We start from the raw sequence: 15,133 nt of genomic DNA, 5'->3' as shown, positions 1-15,133 counted from the left end.
AACAAATTATACGGATGAATATTTCAGCTTTCAATCACTGGGAAAACCCTAAAGGTCGGGGTCTTCGGCCCTGTCCTTGTCCATGGCTTCCTGAACCCAGCGTTGGGCCGGATGCAGACTGATGCCCTGTTGACGCAAGCGCCGCAGAATATCGAGCATAAGGTTGCTGCGCACCCGGCGCTGGACTCGCATGGTATTGATGAAACAACGGGTGCTGAATGCCACCCCATCCCCAAAAATTCCGTCGCAAGACAAGATAGGGGCTGGCTCGGTCAGAATTTCCGGCTCGGACTGTACGGCCTCACGCAAAATCTGCATGACCGCATCCGCGTCCACATCCAGCGGAAACAGCAAGCGGGACTCGATCGCGCCCAAGGAGGTCGGGGTGTAAGTCAGATTACGCACCTGCCGCCCCATCATCTGGGAGTTGGGGACCATGACCATGGTGCGATCAAAGCGCTCAACATAGGTCGCCCGCAAGCGAATCTGGCGCACATTGCCTTCGCTGCCCTCTACCTCCACCCAGTCTCCCACTTTGACGGGACGCTCGACCATCAGCATCAGGCCAGAGGCAATGTTCTGCACAATGCCTCGCAAGCCAAAACCCAGACCCACCGTCAAGGCCGTAAAGATCCAGGTCACCGATTCAATCGGCACACCCAGCATGGACAGGCAGATCACCAACAGAACAAAATAGGCAACGTACCCAACCATGCCCACGATCGCATTTTGCAGGCCCGGCTCCAGCGTGGTGTTAGGCATGTAATGCTGACGCAGCCAGGTGCGCAGAAAATGAATCAGGACGGCCCCCACCAGCATCACGCCCAAGGCAATCAGCCACAAGTCCAGGCGCCACTGCACCGCTCCCAGACGCAAGGCCTCACGCGAGACATCCAGCCCCGACTCCAGCATCTGTTTGGGTTCAGTTAACCAATCCCCACTCACCATCCAGATCGCCAGAAGCAACACGCTCATCCGGGCGATAGCAAAAAACACAACGATGAACTGGCTTTGCACGCGAATCGGCGCAGCCTCTGGATCATGGCTGCGGTTACGTAAATAGGTCAGCAAGGAATCCGCAATGTCCTGCAGCCACACCATACAAACGTAGGCCAACAGCCCCAGGATCAAGGGCATGGTGATGAAATGCGACATCAAGTCATCCGACAGGCCTTGCCAGCCGCCGATGAACAAGCCCAACACCAGGATGTAAACAAGGACACCGCCTTTAAAGGCCAGACGAGCCCAACTGCGTCCCGTTCGGCTCGCCCCCTGCCCCGCGGCATCAGTACGATTGAACAGCTCGTCTCGCAGAACCCACAAACCATAGCCATACAGGATCAAATACAGCAGGCTGCTCACACCATCAGCCATGGACTGAAATGCATCCGATAAACCTATCGATCCCCGAAAAAAACTGCTTGTGATGTCCGCATACACCAGCAGGAAAAAAGCGGGTGCAAAGTAACGCAGCCTATGCTGAGTCTGAGTGGAAACGGGAATCAAACGCCAGGAAGCCCGAGGCTGAACCACCATACTCTTGAGACAAGCCAGCGCCACTGCTGCAGCCCAAGCCCCTACTTTCAAATAAGCCAGAAGCTCAAACTGGGTGGGAGAAAGGCCTGGCCGTTGAAACACCAGTTCAACCAGCTGGTCCACCACCACCCAGGTAGCGATAAACCACAGGAAGAAATTGGCAATGATCAGACTGGAGCGACGCAAGCGTCCGGCTGGCAGATAACGGCTTACCCATAGGGGCATGACGCGGAACAAAGCCAGCATCACAAACAGAACCGCCGCCGCCATCCACAATGAGGCGCTGCTTTGCTGCCAACTGCTATTGCTCCATGTTCCTCGCCACTGCTGGGCAAAGTCAGATAGTTTGGAACGGTCAGCGGGCCAGGCCTGTGCAAGTTCGGGCAAACTTTCCAGCAGGACCAAAGAGGCATTGCGTCGCCAACGCTTCGCTTTCTCATAGCGCACCGTCGCCTCTCGCAGCAACTGACGGGCTTGTTGCGCCTCCACCTGCACCAGACGCGCTACGCGCAGATCAGCCCGCAAGGCAGCATCGGCACGGCGCAATTGCATGCGTTCGTTATGAACGATGAGCTGCTCGGCCTCATCGCCCGAATCTTCGCCCAGCTCCTGCAAACGTGCCTTCAACAGGCGGCTGCGCCGCTCCAGAGACTGCACCACCCGTCCGGACAGCTCCTGCGTTCGCACCAGCTTTTGATCTTCCTCGTAGCTGCGCTCGGGCCGTATCGATACCTGGTTGCCTTCCAGGCGGTACTGCATCAGGCGGATTTCATCCTGGGCCTGCTGCAGCTCTCGAATCATCTCACGCTCTTGCTCTACCTCGGACAAGGCTTGTGCCTGTGCCTGTGGCCAGGCCCCCAGCAGAGCCAGAAACAAGAGCAAGACCTGCACACCTAGTCGTAGCGTCTTCATGGCTGTTGTCTCCCTGGGGCCTGCCTGTTGTTTTTATCGAGGTTCAATCATTCAGCAAGGGGTTGCCGCTTTCATTCTGGCTGGCGACCGGTGTATTGGGCAACACCGTCATGGTCTGAGTATGGTGCAACGCCAGACCTTCCTTGCGTAATTCATCCAGAATATCGAACATCAGGACACTGCGTACCCGGCTGCCAATGCGAGGCGAGCTTACATAGCAGGTCGCCGTGAACTGCAAGCCGTTGGCATCAAAGCCATCCAGCGTCACATCCGGCGCCGGGTCGGCCAGCACGTCGCTGTAGTTCTGCATCACATCCAGCATGATAGAACGTACCCGTTTAGCGTCTGTGTCGATAGGCATATTGATCTTGACCTTCACTACCCCCAAGGGATTGCTCAAGGTCACATTACGCACGGTTTTGGTGATGAATTCGGAGTTCGGCACGATCAAGGTGGAGCGGTCGAACATTTCAATTTCCGTGGCACGGGCATTGATCTTGCGTACATTGCCCTCTACCCCGTTCAGGCTGACCCAGTCCCCAATTTTGATGGGACGTTCGGCCAACAGAATCAGCCCCGATACAAAGTTCTGCACCACCGCTTGCAAGCCAAAACCGATACCCACCGACAAGGCTGAAATCACCCAGGCCATGCGCTCCAGACCGATTCCGAGAGACGAAATCGCCGTAGCCACCACAATAAAGTAGCCCACATAGCTGAACAGATTAGCAGTAGACACTCGCATACCCGGATCGATACGCGTGGCGGGTAAAAGCTGGTTGGCAACCCAGCGCTGCAAGGCTTTAACGAACAAAATGCCCAGCACCAGAATCAGTACGGCCAGCAGGACCGAGCTGGGTTTTAACTGAACCTGACCTAAAGAAAAACCTTTAACCAAAAAGCCCAAACGACGCTGCAGCCACTGCGTGGGGTCTTCCCCAAAAGGCAGCAAGACCAGGGTAATCGCCGTAATAATCAGGCATAAACGCAAGGCTCCGGACAGCACGATCACGATCTGGCTGCTGCCACGCAATTGCGTACTGGTCCATTCATTAGCGGCGCGCTTCTCTTTAAATTGCAGCAAGAGGCTTTGACCGATATCCGCAATCAGCGCGACCAGGACATAGCAGGTGCAAATCACCAGACTCAGCCACAACACCTCTTGCACAATCAGACTGCTCAAGGCGATGTAGCCCAGCAAGAAGGCAATCATCCCCAGCCCAATGACCACACCCAGGGTGATAGGAATGGCGCGTAACCAGGTCGCCCCCTGCTGAACCGGAGCCGTTTTCTGCGGGTCCTCGCCACCTTCTGGAACGGGGGTCTTATCCCGTCCCTGGCTCAAGTTCCAGGCTGCAATGGCAATAAAGATGCTCAGTGTCAGCGTGTTAAAACTGTTGACCAGCAAGGTAGTGCTGAGCGTGGCATTGATCAGGCCCAGCAACTGCTGCGACATCCAGGTCAAGGCCACCATGATGCCCAGAGCAATGGGCAACCATGCCAGCTTCAAAGCCACATTGCTGGGAATGGGAGGCAAGCGCCAGCTAGGACGCTGCGCCGACAAAAGCACACGGCCCATCCCGGTCACAAAGCCACCCAGATACAAGGCGAATACGGACTTGGACACAAAGCTGGACAGATCCGGAGCCAGATTGCCGTTCCAGTAAAACAACCCTGCCGCCACCGATGCCAACAAACCGGGCGTCAGGCTGTAAAGCACAATCAAAGCCGTCGCATAAAAAGAGCGTCGCAAGCGCGAGGGCTTGGTGTGGTTGATGGTAAAACGCTCCAGCCCCCGTACCGCCCAGACCGACAAAGCCAGCAAGACCAGAGCCAAGGCTCCTGCCGACCACAGCACATAAGCGGGCAAATCGATTACCCGCTGAGCCAGATCCTTGCGCATGCGTTCAACCCTGGCCAGATCACCGGGCAAATCGCGCGACACATTGCGCCAGAAGCGCGGTGTCAACACGGACTGCGACTGCCGACCCAATTCCGCCTGGAAAATTACGCGGCGCTGCTTGGACACCTGATCCAGGCCTTGTGTTGTTTCCACGCCGATCAAACGGGCCAGCTTGATCATGCCGTCCAGCTCGGTCACTGCCTGCTGCAATTGAGCACGCTGGCGCGCAATGTCCTCGGACTCCCCCGCCGGATCATCCACAGGCCCCAACTGATTCAGACGCGCGGTCACGCTCAACAGCTCAGGCTCCAGACGCACACTCATTTCCTGAGCCTGCTCTTGCGCCAGCAGCAACTGATTGCGCAAGGCAACCAGATCGGAATCGCCCAAGCCATCATTTTTCTGCAAACGGTCCTGGACAGTTTGCAGCGTGTCACGCAACTCATTCAGGGATTCACTGGCCTGCGCAGGCGTCAATGCCACCGTCTCGGCCGTCACAGGGACAGCGGTAACAGCCAGCACCACAGCCAGCAGCCACAAGGACAAAAAAGCACACAGGCGCGAACGGCGAAAAGCGTGCATCAATAAAACTCCGGCTAAACAATGAGGCCCCAAGCATGAAACCGCCAGGGCAGCAGAAAACATGCACAGAATACCGAACTATTGTGGGCTTGGCGCATGAGGTATTCACGAGAACCCTGTTTTTTTAGGCGATAAACGCCCCGAACTGCTCACTTTTCAGGTTCCGGCTCCTTTACTCCCCCTCATCCCCTCTTCTGGCTGAATGCCAAGAAGCAAAAAAACCGGCCAGAACAGGTGCAAAACACCTACCCCGGCCGGATATTCTGCCTGCAGGCATCAAGCCTCAGGCCCAGGAACAAGCAGGATTAACGAATCTGCTCCGCCACCATGAATCCGGACGCTCCCGCCAGACCTGGGCCTGGATGGGTGGACGCACCAATGTGGTAGACATTCTTGTACGGTGTGGCGTGAGACCGGGCACCGTTACTGGCGGCAAAGGGGCGCATCCAGAAGAATTGGTCAGGGGAGCAGATGCCCGAGTAGGGGTCCCCGCCCACCAGATTGCAGTTGATGGACTCCAGGTCGGCTGGCGACAGCACTTTCTGGCCCACGATTTGTTGCCGCAAACCGGGCATGACGCCTTCCAGTTGGTCGATGATGCGCTCGGCCACGGCCTGGCTGACTTCTTCGGTCCATTTGCCGTCTTCCGGCACGTCGATCTTGCCAGCAGCATCGCCACGTAATTTGGATGGCATGTCCTGCATCTGCATCCACAGTATCCATTTGCCTTCCGGCGCACGGCTGGGGTCCAGCGAGCATGGCTGACCGATCGCCACGGTGAACTTGGCAGGGATCAGGCCATTATTGGCTTGAGCCACACTCATGCTGACATCTTCCAGGCTGTCGGACAGGTGCAGCAGCGGCACTTTCAGCAGCTCCGGATCGCTCCAGTTAGGCATGCTGTCCAACGCCAGATGAATTTGCATGTCGCCACGGCCAAAACGGTAGGCATTGGCTTGTTCACGTACTTGAGCGGGAGCACCCGGCAACAAACGACCATAGAGCTGTGGCGGTGTAACGTTGCACACCACATGGCTGGCTTCGTAGACTTGGCCGCCGGCACGCACGCCACGGGCTTTTTGTCCTTCCAGCACAATTTCTTCCACTTCGGTGTTCAGTTGAATACGGCCACCAGCCTTTTCAATAATGGCGCACAGAGCACGCACCAGATTCTGGCCGCCACCTTTCACCACGGGCATGCCACCGGCCACCACAGCCGCAAAGGTCAGCTTGCCGATCAAGGCCGAGCAGGCGTCGTCAGGGCCCAGGCCCGAGTGCAAGACCCAGGGAGCCATCATGCCGCGCACACGGTCATCTTTCAGTTCACGGTCAGCCCAGCGGCGGAAGGATTCCAGGGACTCGCGTCCGTACTGGACCATGCCGTCCATGCGGCGCTTGCGCCATTGCGAGAACAGCAAACCCAACAAGCCACGGCTGTATGGCTCGGTGCCCAGCAAGCCGAAGGTCAGCCCTGCATCGCGCTCGAACAACTGGCTGCACATGGCACCAAAGGCATCACCATCACCAGCTTGCAGACCATTGATACGCTGAATGGAATCGCCCACATCGTGGCGCAGGGCCAGGCCTTTGCCATCGCTGCCCACTACGCCGGTGGTGTAGCCGTTTTCCAGAAACTCCACGCCCTGGGCGGCTAGATCGTCTTTCAAACGGGCATAGGCAGCGCCGGATGTGAACAAGGGGTACCAGGACGACAGCAACTCATGGGTAAAGCCCGGAAACAGCTCCTCGGTACGGATACACCCGCCCGCACGGTCGTTACGCTCCAGCACCAGGACCTGCTTGCCCTTTTGCGCCAGCAAGGCTGCACACACCAGGGAGTTAATGCCACTGCCCACCACAATGACGGCATACGATTTTTTATTTGTTGAGTCTGTCATCCCACACCTTTTTTAAATTGCCCTGAACGGGGTCAGGGCTTGTGAACACGCCACAAGAAACAGCTGTTCACAAGCCCTGGACATCTTTTACCGCACTTTTCTATTTATGAGTCAGACGACTGCGCCTGCCAGCGTTCAAACCAGTGACGGGGCGACTTGCCCTGCTCTGGCCCGAGTACGGAAAAGCCACCATCGACGGGCAGATCAATGCCTGTCATCCAGGAAGCCGCTCCCGACACAGCAAACAGCACCACCTGGGCGACCTCTTCACCGGAGCCGACTCGCCCCAAAGGATGAACTTGTGCCCCTACCTGATTGGCCAGCTCGCGCGAGCCACCGCTCATGCGCTCAACGGATGGCGACCAAGTCCAGGCGGGCGAAACCGTCAGCACACGAATCCCCGAGGGAGCCAATTCCACGGCCAAGCTTTTTGTAAATTGCAGGATGGCCGCTTTGGAAGCCGGATACAGGGCGCGCCCGGCCACGCCGAATTTGCCACCTGTACTGCCCATATTGATGATGACCCCACCCTGCCCCATATGCGGCGTGGCTTTCTGGGCCAGAATCGCGCTGGAGATCAGGTTCACATCCAGCGTCTGATGCCACAGCTCCCGGCTGGAAGCCAGGCCTTCGTCCCCGTAGGAACAGGCATTGTTCACCACAATGTCGATGCGTCCGGTTTGTGCCAATGCGGCCTGCACGCAGGCATCCAGTTGCGCATCATCACAAATATTGGCGGCCATGAACTGGGCCTTGCCTACGGCCTGCAAACGCGCCTCGGTACGCTGGCCTTCTTCCTGACTGCGACCCACGATCAGCACCCACGCACCGGCGGCACACAAAGCCAGGGCGATATCTGCCCCCAGCCCTTGCGTGGACCCGGTCACGATGGCGACCTTACCTTGTAAATTCACCTTCATGTCCTGCTGCATGTGCTTCTCCTACTCTACTTTTGGTGCGCCGAACACCGTCGCCCAATCTTCGTCCCGGTCAATATGAGCAATCAGGCTCATGCTGGCCAGGGAGGCCTCATGGGTCGCGGGGGGAGCACCACAAGCGCTGGCCACCACCGCCACCTCATAGCCCATATCCACCGCATGGCGCACTGTGCTCTCGACTACAGAATGGGTAGCCACACCGGCAATCACCAGACGCTCCACGCCCAAACGACGCACCACTGGCTCCAGCGCGGAACCAAAGAAAGCGTTGATACGCGTGTGGTGAACTTCAAACTCATCGGGCAAGGGAGCCAGCCCGTCAAAGAACTGGGCTCCCCAGCTGCCAGTCTGCATGGCACCGATTCGTTTCACATTGTGCAGAATCGGCGCATTGCACAGCAGGTCGGCATAGTCAGGCCGATAGCCCACCCGCACATGCACAATGGGCACGCCCTGTGCGCGGGCCTGCGCCAGCAAACGGCCTGCGGCCTCGATCAAGGCCTGACGCTGGGGGCTATTGGCCTCTACCCCCACACGGATCAGGCCATCGGCGTGCAGGACGTCGTTTTGATAATGCAGGGCCAGCAAGGCTGTGTGATGGGCTGCCGACATTAGATGTACACCTGAATAGCGCCGTGAACCGCGTCACGATCCACCAGGTTCACCTGCTTCATGCGCAGTTTCCAGCCACCGCCCTCCTGGGCCTGCAGCTTGTGAATCAGGCTGCCCACACGGTAGACCGGATCCTTGCCACGCCACTCCATGGAGTGGAAGCTGGAACGCACCACCAGATAGCCTTCCGGATCAGTGCCATCAATCATCACATTGCCCAGCACACGGCAGGACTGTGTGATTGGCTGCTGGGACCAGTTGCGGTGGTTTTCCAGACGACGGATACGCAGTTCACGCAGCAGCTTGTTTTCCCAGCACAGGGAAATGTGCTCGTAAGGGCTTTCCTGATCGTAGCTGTGAGGAATCCAGTACATGCCCTCCTCAGTCCACAGATCCAGCCATGCTTGCCAACGGCGCTCGTCCAGCAAACGAGCTTCGTGATAGATGAACTGCTCCACTTCACGGATGGCTTCCAGGCTCAGGTTCACAGGCGTGACCTGATCCACGCTGACGTCAAAATCAATATCAAACAACATAAGAATTCTCCTTGGCTCGGACAGCAGCCCGCTTAAGCCTGTGTTGCGGGGGCGATGGGCTCACCAGAAGCCGAACGCACCGTGGCTTTACCACTGTCTTCCGACTGCGCAGGCGCGTCGTACAGACTGGTAGTCATGAAATGCTTCCAGGCGCGGAACTGATTGCGCATGGGCAATTCGCTGGTGCCGTTGGTGGCGACCATACCGCCTTCGATAGGCTTGTCAGTGCCGTCATAGCGGTGCATGCTGATCCAGTCTCCGCCATTGGTCTGGTTACCTTCCTGACAGCGGCCATAGACTTCGATATCGTCCGGCATCACGTTGGACGACGGCGAGTTGATCAGGTTGGCGTACATCAGGCCGCGCTTGTAAATATCGTCCGGTGCGCCCTTCAGGCGGAACAGCTGGATTTCCACGTGGGTGCGGTCCACCGCCACAGGGCGGATCACACGGAACTGCTGGAACACGGTGTGGGGCGAACCACTGCCGTAAATAATGCTGTTGTGACGGTTCTCGCCCAGAATGTTCAAGGCTTTTTCTTCACCGTAGGCTTCTTTCAGCGTTTCGTAGTGCGCCTTGGTGATCGGGTCGGTTTCGATGGCACCGGGATTGAAAATCCCTTCCATATAGCCGTGGCCGTTATCAAAGGCATACAGGTCCAGCTTTTCCCAGAAACCGTAGGGCTCACCGTTACCGTCCATGATGTGCAGTTCCAATGGCATGGAGCCGTAATCTTCGGCTTGCTCACGGGCGGCCACGTAGGACGACTCGTGCGTCACGTTGGCGTGCATGGTGTCGTGCAGGTTCTCGTAGAACACCTTCCAGTTGGAGGGCTGCCAGACCTTGAAGCTGCCACCGGCCACTTCCACTTCACCCACGGGCGAGCGATCGCACAGATTGTCGATAGAGGTAATGATGGGGCCCAAAAACTCTTTCAGGTCCGGGCCGTGGGCGCTTTGACAGGCAAAAACAAAACCACGGTAGCTTTCCACACGAGCCACACGGCGCATGGAGAAGTCCGGGTGCTTGGGATCAAAACAGGTGTTTTCCAGGCCGTTTTTCATTGGAGCGGCCAGATGCTGACCGTCCAGCTTGAACGTCCAGGCGTGGTAAGGACAGCGGAAGAACTTGCCCGCATTGCCACAGCCATCGGCCACTACTTTCGCGCCCTTGTGCGGGCAACGGTTGTAGAGCACGTACACCTTCTTGTCGCTGCCGCGCACCATGATGACGTCCTGGCCGCCCAACAAGGTGGTGTGGTAGTCGCCGGGATTAGGCACCTGGCTGTCGTGACCGATGTAGATCCAGGCACGGCCATAAATGCGTTCCATCTCCAGACGGAAGATCTCGGGGTCGGTATAGACCGATTTATGTACGCTGTCTCCCCGCACCAATGCGGACAGCTGTTCGTTGCTATAGCTCATCATTACCTCCTTGCTGCCGGATGCTTGACGCACCCTCTTTATGACTTTTCCATCTTGCACTGCGGTGCAAAATGATCCTGAAACTGCTCGAATACGGTGGACACAATCTTGTTGCTCATCTGGCCCTTGTCATTCGGGGCCACTTCACGCATGTAGTAGGTCTGCACCGGATACTGGTTGTTGTTAAAGGCAAAGGCGCCGCGTACAGACTCGAACGGTGCACTGCGCAAGGCTTTACGCAGGGCCTCCCGGTCGGTAGCGGCCTTGGGGTCAGCCTTCAGTGCGCCATCCAGCAACAAGGCGGCGTCGTAGCCCTGGGAGGCGTACATGGAAGGCAGGCGACCGTAGGTCTTTTCAAAATCCGCCACAAAGCGTTTGTTGACCGGGTTATCCAGATCGGGCGACCACTGGGCGGCATTAGCCATACCCTTCATGGACTCGCCAATCGCGGCAATCGTGTCCTGATCAGCCGAGAAGCCGGGGGTATACACCGCCAGTTGCGTGGACAGGCCCGAGTTGATCAGCTGCTTGATAAAAGACACGCCCATGCCGCCGGGCAGGAAGAAAAACACGGCATCCGCACCCGAAGCTCGCATTTGTGCCAGCTCGGCGGCGTAATCCATCTGGCCGACCTTCACATACACTTCGTCGGCAATCTCGCCCTTGAACAGACGCTTGAAGCCTTCAATGGACTCGCGACCACCGGGGTAGTTGGGGGCAATCAAATAGACTTTCTTGTGCGCCTGATCGGTCACGTACTTGCCCATGGCAGCGGGAATATCCTCGTTCTGCCAGGACACGCTGAAGAAATTGGGGTGACAACGTTCGCCCGCGTAATCGGCCGGGCCGGTGTTGGCGGAAATATAGACCGTGTCACTGTTCAAAATCGTCGGCATCACGGGCAGCAGTACATTGGAGAAGGCCATGCCGGTAATCACATCGACCTTGTCGCGCTTGACCAGACGGTCCACCGCCTGGCGGCCTTCCATTGGTTTTTGCTGATCATCCAGCACCGTCAAGGCTACATCCACCCCGCCGAGCTTGCCGCCCGAGTGGTTCAGGCCCAGCTCGAAACCATCACGGATTTCTGCGCCAATGGCTGCACCAGGGCCAGACAAGGTGGTTAGCAGCCCCACCTTGAATACTTCCTGACTGGATGCCGGACTACAGGCCAGGGCCAAGGCCAGCGTGCTCATACAGAACGCCACTTGTTTTTTCATGTTTGTCTCCGTCCTCTGTCTTTTAAAAAACTGGACTTTAGTTCTGCCTTGGACTACCCCCAATACGCCGGAAGCTGTGTACCACTGACGCCCGTGATTTTTGCGGCGCTTGTCCTGCAAGCCAGAAAAGACGGGCCCAAGGGACTACGTGAATACAGCAATTCCCAGTCGTATCCCAATCTGCTAAGGTGCCGGGACAGGACTACTGTTTTAGGTTTGAAATACATTAGACCGGCGCAGAATGGGCGGCTATCCAGATATGGCAAGCCTTATCCCGAACCGGCAAAAATTTGGAGACACACATCATGCAAGCGTGGTTTATGTCAGGGCTGGCCCCCTTGCAACACAGTGCGCCGCGCTTTGAATCGCGCTGCCCGGACCAGACACGCAGCGAGACGGCCGGTTTTTTAACCGAGCACCGCTTGACCTGGAATGACGGCCCGGTCGATGCTTCCCTGCGCTATGCCAGCAGCCACAGCTTTTCCTTTGTCTTGCTGAAATATGGCGCGGCGGTGCAGGTGTCGCCGGGGATTCTGGAGGATTTCCTGCTGTTTCAGGTGCCTATACAGGGACGCTCCTGTATTCGGGTTGGTCGGGAGTATGTCCAGGCCAACCCTAAAATCGCCAGCGTGATCTCCCCTTCCCTGCAGGTTGAACTGGATTGGGAACAGGGCTGTGAACAGTTTTTAGTGAAGATTCCGCGCCACCGGCTGGAAGAAGTGGCCCGTCAGACCTTGGGCTTGAGCCTGGATCGGCCCATTGAATTTGCCGCTGGCATGTCTCTGGATTCGCCGCACGGCTGCGCCTGGCAGCACCAGATTGGCAGCTTGCTGGCGTACGGTGGGCATTTGCCGCCCGAAATGGACCAGTGGTCGCGTCAGGCCGAGGACAATCTTTTGCTGCATCTGTTTCATACCCAGCCGGGTAACTACAGCCAGCAATTGCAGCAAAGCGTGCGCCCGGCCAGTTCACGCCGGGTACAAAGAGCGGAGGATTTCATGCGGGCCAGCCTGGACGAGGCCCTGACGCTGGAGCAGATTGCCACCGCGGCCTGCGCCAGTGTGCGCAGCCTGACCTTGGCCTTTCGCAACGAACGGGGGTTGAGCCCCATGCAGTTCTTGAAACAGATTCGTCTGGAAGCGGCCCAGCAAGCCATTCGACATGCTGTGCCGGGTACCCAGGTCAGCGAGATTGCCTTGCGCTGCGGGTTCAACCATTTCGGCCGCTTCTGTGCAGACTACAAGTCCCGCTTCGGGCGTTCCCCCTCGCAAGACTTGCGTATCGTGGATTAGTCCTTCAAGGCTTTGCCAGGAACCCACACACGGCCATCAAACAGGCGACGCGCCGTACGATAGAAAGAACCGGCCTTGGCAAACCACTGGCCGTCTTTCTTTTCCACTTCCGCGCCCACTGTCAGCACACCGGAAGGCATGCCCAGACGCAGTGGACCTTGAGGGGCAACCGAGTCAGACAGACATTGCGAAGGCAGGCTGCCCGTCAAACGAGCAGCCACAGCGGTGCACAGCGAGATCGTCAAGGGCAAGGCGCGGTGCGGCTGGCCATTGGAAATCACGCGGGCAACCAGATCAATCTCTTTGGCAGGAACCACGTCGCCAGACAAGGTCGGATTGTCCTGAGCCGGCGACACGATGCAAACAAAGGGCACGATGCGAATCTGACGTGCGGCTTCCACATCGGGAGCAATGCCCATGCGTACCGACGCCTGCACACGAATTGCGTCCAGACGCTCCAGCACTTCGTGGTGCGCTTCCAGCCAGTCGGGTAGTTCCAAACCGGTCAGGCCTACATCAGCAGCGCGTACAAAAACGGCTGCGTTGGCCGCGTCCACCAGCGACACCTCGATACGGCCTACGCCAGGCACATCCAGCCACTCGGTCAATTCACCACTAGGCAGCAAGGAACCAGTAGAGGCACCACCTGGTTCCACAAAGTCCAGACGGATAGGCGAGCCCGTGCCGCCTACGCCGGGAATGGACAGATCACCGTCGTACCGGGGCTGACCATCTTCAACCGTGAAGTGGGCGTGAATGATCTTGTTGGTGTTGGTATTCAGAATGCGTACGCACGCTTCGCCATCCTCAACCTTGACCATGCCCTGCTCTACTGCGTAAGGGCCGACGGCCGAGCTCATATTGCCGCAGTTGCCACGGTAATCCACCTTCTCTTCCTTGATGGCTACTTGCGCAAAGGTATAGTCCACGTCCGCGTCCGGATGGTTGGACGGGCCGATAATACAAACCTTGGACAAGGAAGAAACACCACCGCCCATGCCGTCCAGTTGGCGACCGTAAGGGTCCGGCGTACCCATGGCAGCGGAAAACAGAGGCGTCCAGTCGTCGCGCTCGGCAGGCAGGTCTGCAATATTGAGCATCAAGGCTTTGCTGGTGCCACCACGCATGAACACGGCGGGAAGGGATTTTTGCTTCATCACGTTATTCCTGGTTCTTGGCTTGCGCCATTAAAGAAAATTGCGCCGTCTCCTCCATGGGTTCGGCGTGAGAGACCATCGATTCACTAAAAGCGCCGGGCTGGCCGCTGCGTTGCTGCTGCTGCCGCTCCAGCTGCTGTACTTTCTCTTCACTGGCATTGCCCAGATGGCGGGCCAGCAGGGCGGAGGCCTGAGCGCGTTCGCCCTTTTCCAGCAAATCCAGAATTGCCAGATGCTCCAGGCATTGGCGACGAATACGTTCCCGATCCAGGGTTTCCTGATATTCCAGCAAGCGCCGCAACTGGTTCTGGCGTGTCACGGTCTGGGCGATAAAGCGGTTACCGGACAAGGAGGCCAAGGCTTCATGGAAGGTGGCATTGGCCTGATACATTTCCGCGTGTCCGGCATGACGCCAGCCCCCGTCGGCCAAGGCCTGCTGCTGCAAACGCACCCGGCGCAAGACAGTGGAGTCAATGGCGAAGCCCGGCAGCAGCATGGCCGCTGGTTCCAGCATCTGGCGCAAGGTATAGCTTTCTTCGCAAGCCTGAGGGCCGTCAATCATGGGCAGGAAAGACCAGCCTTTGCTGGCGCGCTGTTCCATCCAACCTTCATTGGCAGCACGAGCCAGAATGCGGCGTACACGCTCGCGTGTCAGGCCATAGCGGCGCATGGCGTCGTTTTCCGACAAGGTGTCACCCCAAATACCAGATAGCTTGTCGCGGGCCAGTTGCAGATAGATCTGGTCGTCCTGGCTGGTACCCAGTTCTTCTTCGATCACACCAAGCTGGTCGGCCCCTTTCAACAGATATAAGCCACGTCGGGGCGGCTGTGCGCCCACAATGCCTTTTTCCGCCAGATAGGCCAGTGCGCCGCGTATGGGCGAGCGCGACGCACCCAGCGCCTCGGCCAGCGATTGTTCCGTCAAATGATGCCCGGCCTGCAAATGCCCTGCCCGCACGTAGTCCAGCAGGCGATGTGCCAAGGTGACATGCAAAGAATTGGATTGGCTTTTCATGCCGACATTCCTAAAAATCGAAGCGATCCCGGATCGTTTTATTGTATTATATACAAACAAAATACAATTTAATTGTTTTATCAAGGCTCCAGACGCATAATTTTATTG

Annotated in this window: 11 protein-coding genes; 1 reads left to right on the top strand and 10 read right to left on the bottom strand. The window is 57.6% G+C overall.

Annotation, left to right across the window (positions count from 1 at the left end):
* Positions 1-48: 48 nt before the first annotated feature.
* From M2Q46_RS01005 to M2Q46_RS00970, 8 genes are all read right to left on the bottom strand, one after another.
* The gene (locus M2Q46_RS01005; RefSeq protein ID WP_302356362.1) at positions 49-2,448 is read right to left on the bottom strand and encodes a mechanosensitive ion channel family protein; all 2,400 of its coding nucleotides are present in this window, start codon (positions 2,446-2,448) and stop codon (positions 49-51) included.
* A gap of 43 nt (positions 2,449-2,491) precedes the next feature.
* On the bottom strand, positions 2,492-4,933 hold the full coding sequence (locus M2Q46_RS01000) for a DUF3772 domain-containing protein (RefSeq protein WP_035268314.1): 2,442 nt from the start codon (positions 4,931-4,933) through the stop codon (positions 2,492-2,494).
* Between the two features lie 305 nt (positions 4,934-5,238).
* Positions 5,239-6,831, bottom strand: coding sequence for an NAD(P)/FAD-dependent oxidoreductase (locus M2Q46_RS00995; protein WP_035268317.1), 1,593 nt, complete (start codon positions 6,829-6,831; stop codon positions 5,239-5,241).
* A gap of 104 nt (positions 6,832-6,935) precedes the next feature.
* A complete protein-coding gene (locus tag M2Q46_RS00990; RefSeq protein WP_302356359.1) occupies positions 6,936-7,763 on the bottom strand; it encodes an SDR family oxidoreductase in 828 nt (275 codons plus the stop codon).
* Positions 7,764-7,772: 9 nt separating this feature from the next.
* Positions 7,773-8,381 carry a cysteine hydrolase family protein gene (locus M2Q46_RS00985; RefSeq protein WP_115635041.1) on the bottom strand — a complete coding sequence of 203 codons (609 nt, stop codon included), beginning with the start codon at positions 8,379-8,381 and terminating at the stop codon, positions 7,773-7,775.
* Positions 8,381-8,917 (bottom strand): aromatic-ring-hydroxylating dioxygenase subunit beta, encoded by a 537-nt coding sequence (locus tag M2Q46_RS00980; protein WP_035268326.1) that lies wholly within the window; start codon positions 8,915-8,917, stop codon positions 8,381-8,383. Before M2Q46_RS00980 ends, M2Q46_RS00985 begins: the two co-directional genes overlap by 1 nt.
* Before the next feature lie 32 nt (positions 8,918-8,949).
* Positions 8,950-10,341 carry an aromatic ring-hydroxylating dioxygenase subunit alpha gene (locus M2Q46_RS00975; protein ID WP_035268328.1) on the bottom strand — a complete coding sequence of 464 codons (1,392 nt, stop codon included), beginning with the start codon at positions 10,339-10,341 and terminating at the stop codon, positions 8,950-8,952.
* Positions 10,342-10,379: 38 nt separating this feature from the next.
* Positions 10,380-11,561: an ABC transporter substrate-binding protein gene (locus M2Q46_RS00970; protein ID WP_009460946.1), complete on the bottom strand. Its 1,182-nt coding sequence runs from the start codon at positions 11,559-11,561 to the stop codon at positions 10,380-10,382.
* Positions 11,562-11,866: 305 nt separating this feature from the next.
* On the opposite strand from M2Q46_RS00970, the gene M2Q46_RS00965 reads away from it, so the two are divergent.
* Positions 11,867-12,853, top strand: a complete 987-nt coding sequence (locus M2Q46_RS00965) for an AraC family transcriptional regulator (protein ID WP_026484711.1) — start codon at positions 11,867-11,869, stop codon at positions 12,851-12,853.
* On the opposite strand, the gene M2Q46_RS00960 is transcribed toward M2Q46_RS00965, so the two are convergent.
* Together M2Q46_RS00960 and M2Q46_RS00955 are read right to left on the bottom strand one after the other, a co-directional pair.
* On the bottom strand, positions 12,850-14,010 hold the full coding sequence (locus M2Q46_RS00960; protein WP_302356355.1) for a 2-methylaconitate cis-trans isomerase PrpF family protein: 1,161 nt from the start codon (positions 14,008-14,010) through the stop codon (positions 12,850-12,852). The genes M2Q46_RS00965 and M2Q46_RS00960 overlap by 4 nt on opposite strands.
* Positions 14,011-14,014: 4 nt before the next feature.
* Positions 14,015-15,025 carry a GntR family transcriptional regulator gene (locus tag M2Q46_RS00955; protein WP_009460951.1) on the bottom strand — a complete coding sequence of 337 codons (1,011 nt, stop codon included), beginning with the start codon at positions 15,023-15,025 and terminating at the stop codon, positions 14,015-14,017.
* Positions 15,026-15,133 lie beyond the last annotated feature (108 nt).

It is taken from the genome of Alcaligenes sp. YSL9, assembly GCF_030515105.1.
GTDB classification, from domain to species: Bacteria; Pseudomonadota; Gammaproteobacteria; order Burkholderiales; family Burkholderiaceae_B; genus Alcaligenes; species Alcaligenes phenolicus.
Note: the sequence above shows the minus strand (reverse complement) of the source record. Positions and strands in the feature narration are given on the sequence as shown.

Coding starts and splice junctions, on each gene's coding strand:
- M2Q46_RS01005 (WP_302356362.1), bottom strand. CDS start 2,448: ATGAAGACGCTACGACTAGGTGTGCAGGTCTTGCTCTTGTTTCTGGCT.
- M2Q46_RS01000 (WP_035268314.1), bottom strand. CDS start 4,933: ATGCACGCTTTTCGCCGTTCGCGCCTGTGTGCTTTTTTGTCCTTGTGG.
- M2Q46_RS00995 (WP_035268317.1), bottom strand. CDS start 6,831: ATGACAGACTCAACAAATAAAAAATCGTATGCCGTCATTGTGGTGGGC.
- M2Q46_RS00990 (WP_302356359.1), bottom strand. CDS start 7,763: ATGCAGCAGGACATGAAGGTGAATTTACAAGGTAAGGTCGCCATCGTG.
- M2Q46_RS00985 (WP_115635041.1), bottom strand. CDS start 8,381: ATGTCGGCAGCCCATCACACAGCCTTGCTGGCCCTGCATTATCAAAAC.
- M2Q46_RS00980 (WP_035268326.1), bottom strand. CDS start 8,917: ATGTTGTTTGATATTGATTTTGACGTCAGCGTGGATCAGGTCACGCCT.
- M2Q46_RS00975 (WP_035268328.1), bottom strand. CDS start 10,341: ATGAGCTATAGCAACGAACAGCTGTCCGCATTGGTGCGGGGAGACAGC.
- M2Q46_RS00970 (WP_009460946.1), bottom strand. CDS start 11,561: ATGAAAAAACAAGTGGCGTTCTGTATGAGCACGCTGGCCTTGGCCCTG.
- M2Q46_RS00965 (WP_026484711.1), top strand. CDS start 11,867: ATGCAAGCGTGGTTTATGTCAGGGCTGGCCCCCTTGCAACACAGTGCG.
- M2Q46_RS00960 (WP_302356355.1), bottom strand. CDS start 14,010: ATGAAGCAAAAATCCCTTCCCGCCGTGTTCATGCGTGGTGGCACCAGC.
- M2Q46_RS00955 (WP_009460951.1), bottom strand. CDS start 15,025: ATGAAAAGCCAATCCAATTCTTTGCATGTCACCTTGGCACATCGCCTG.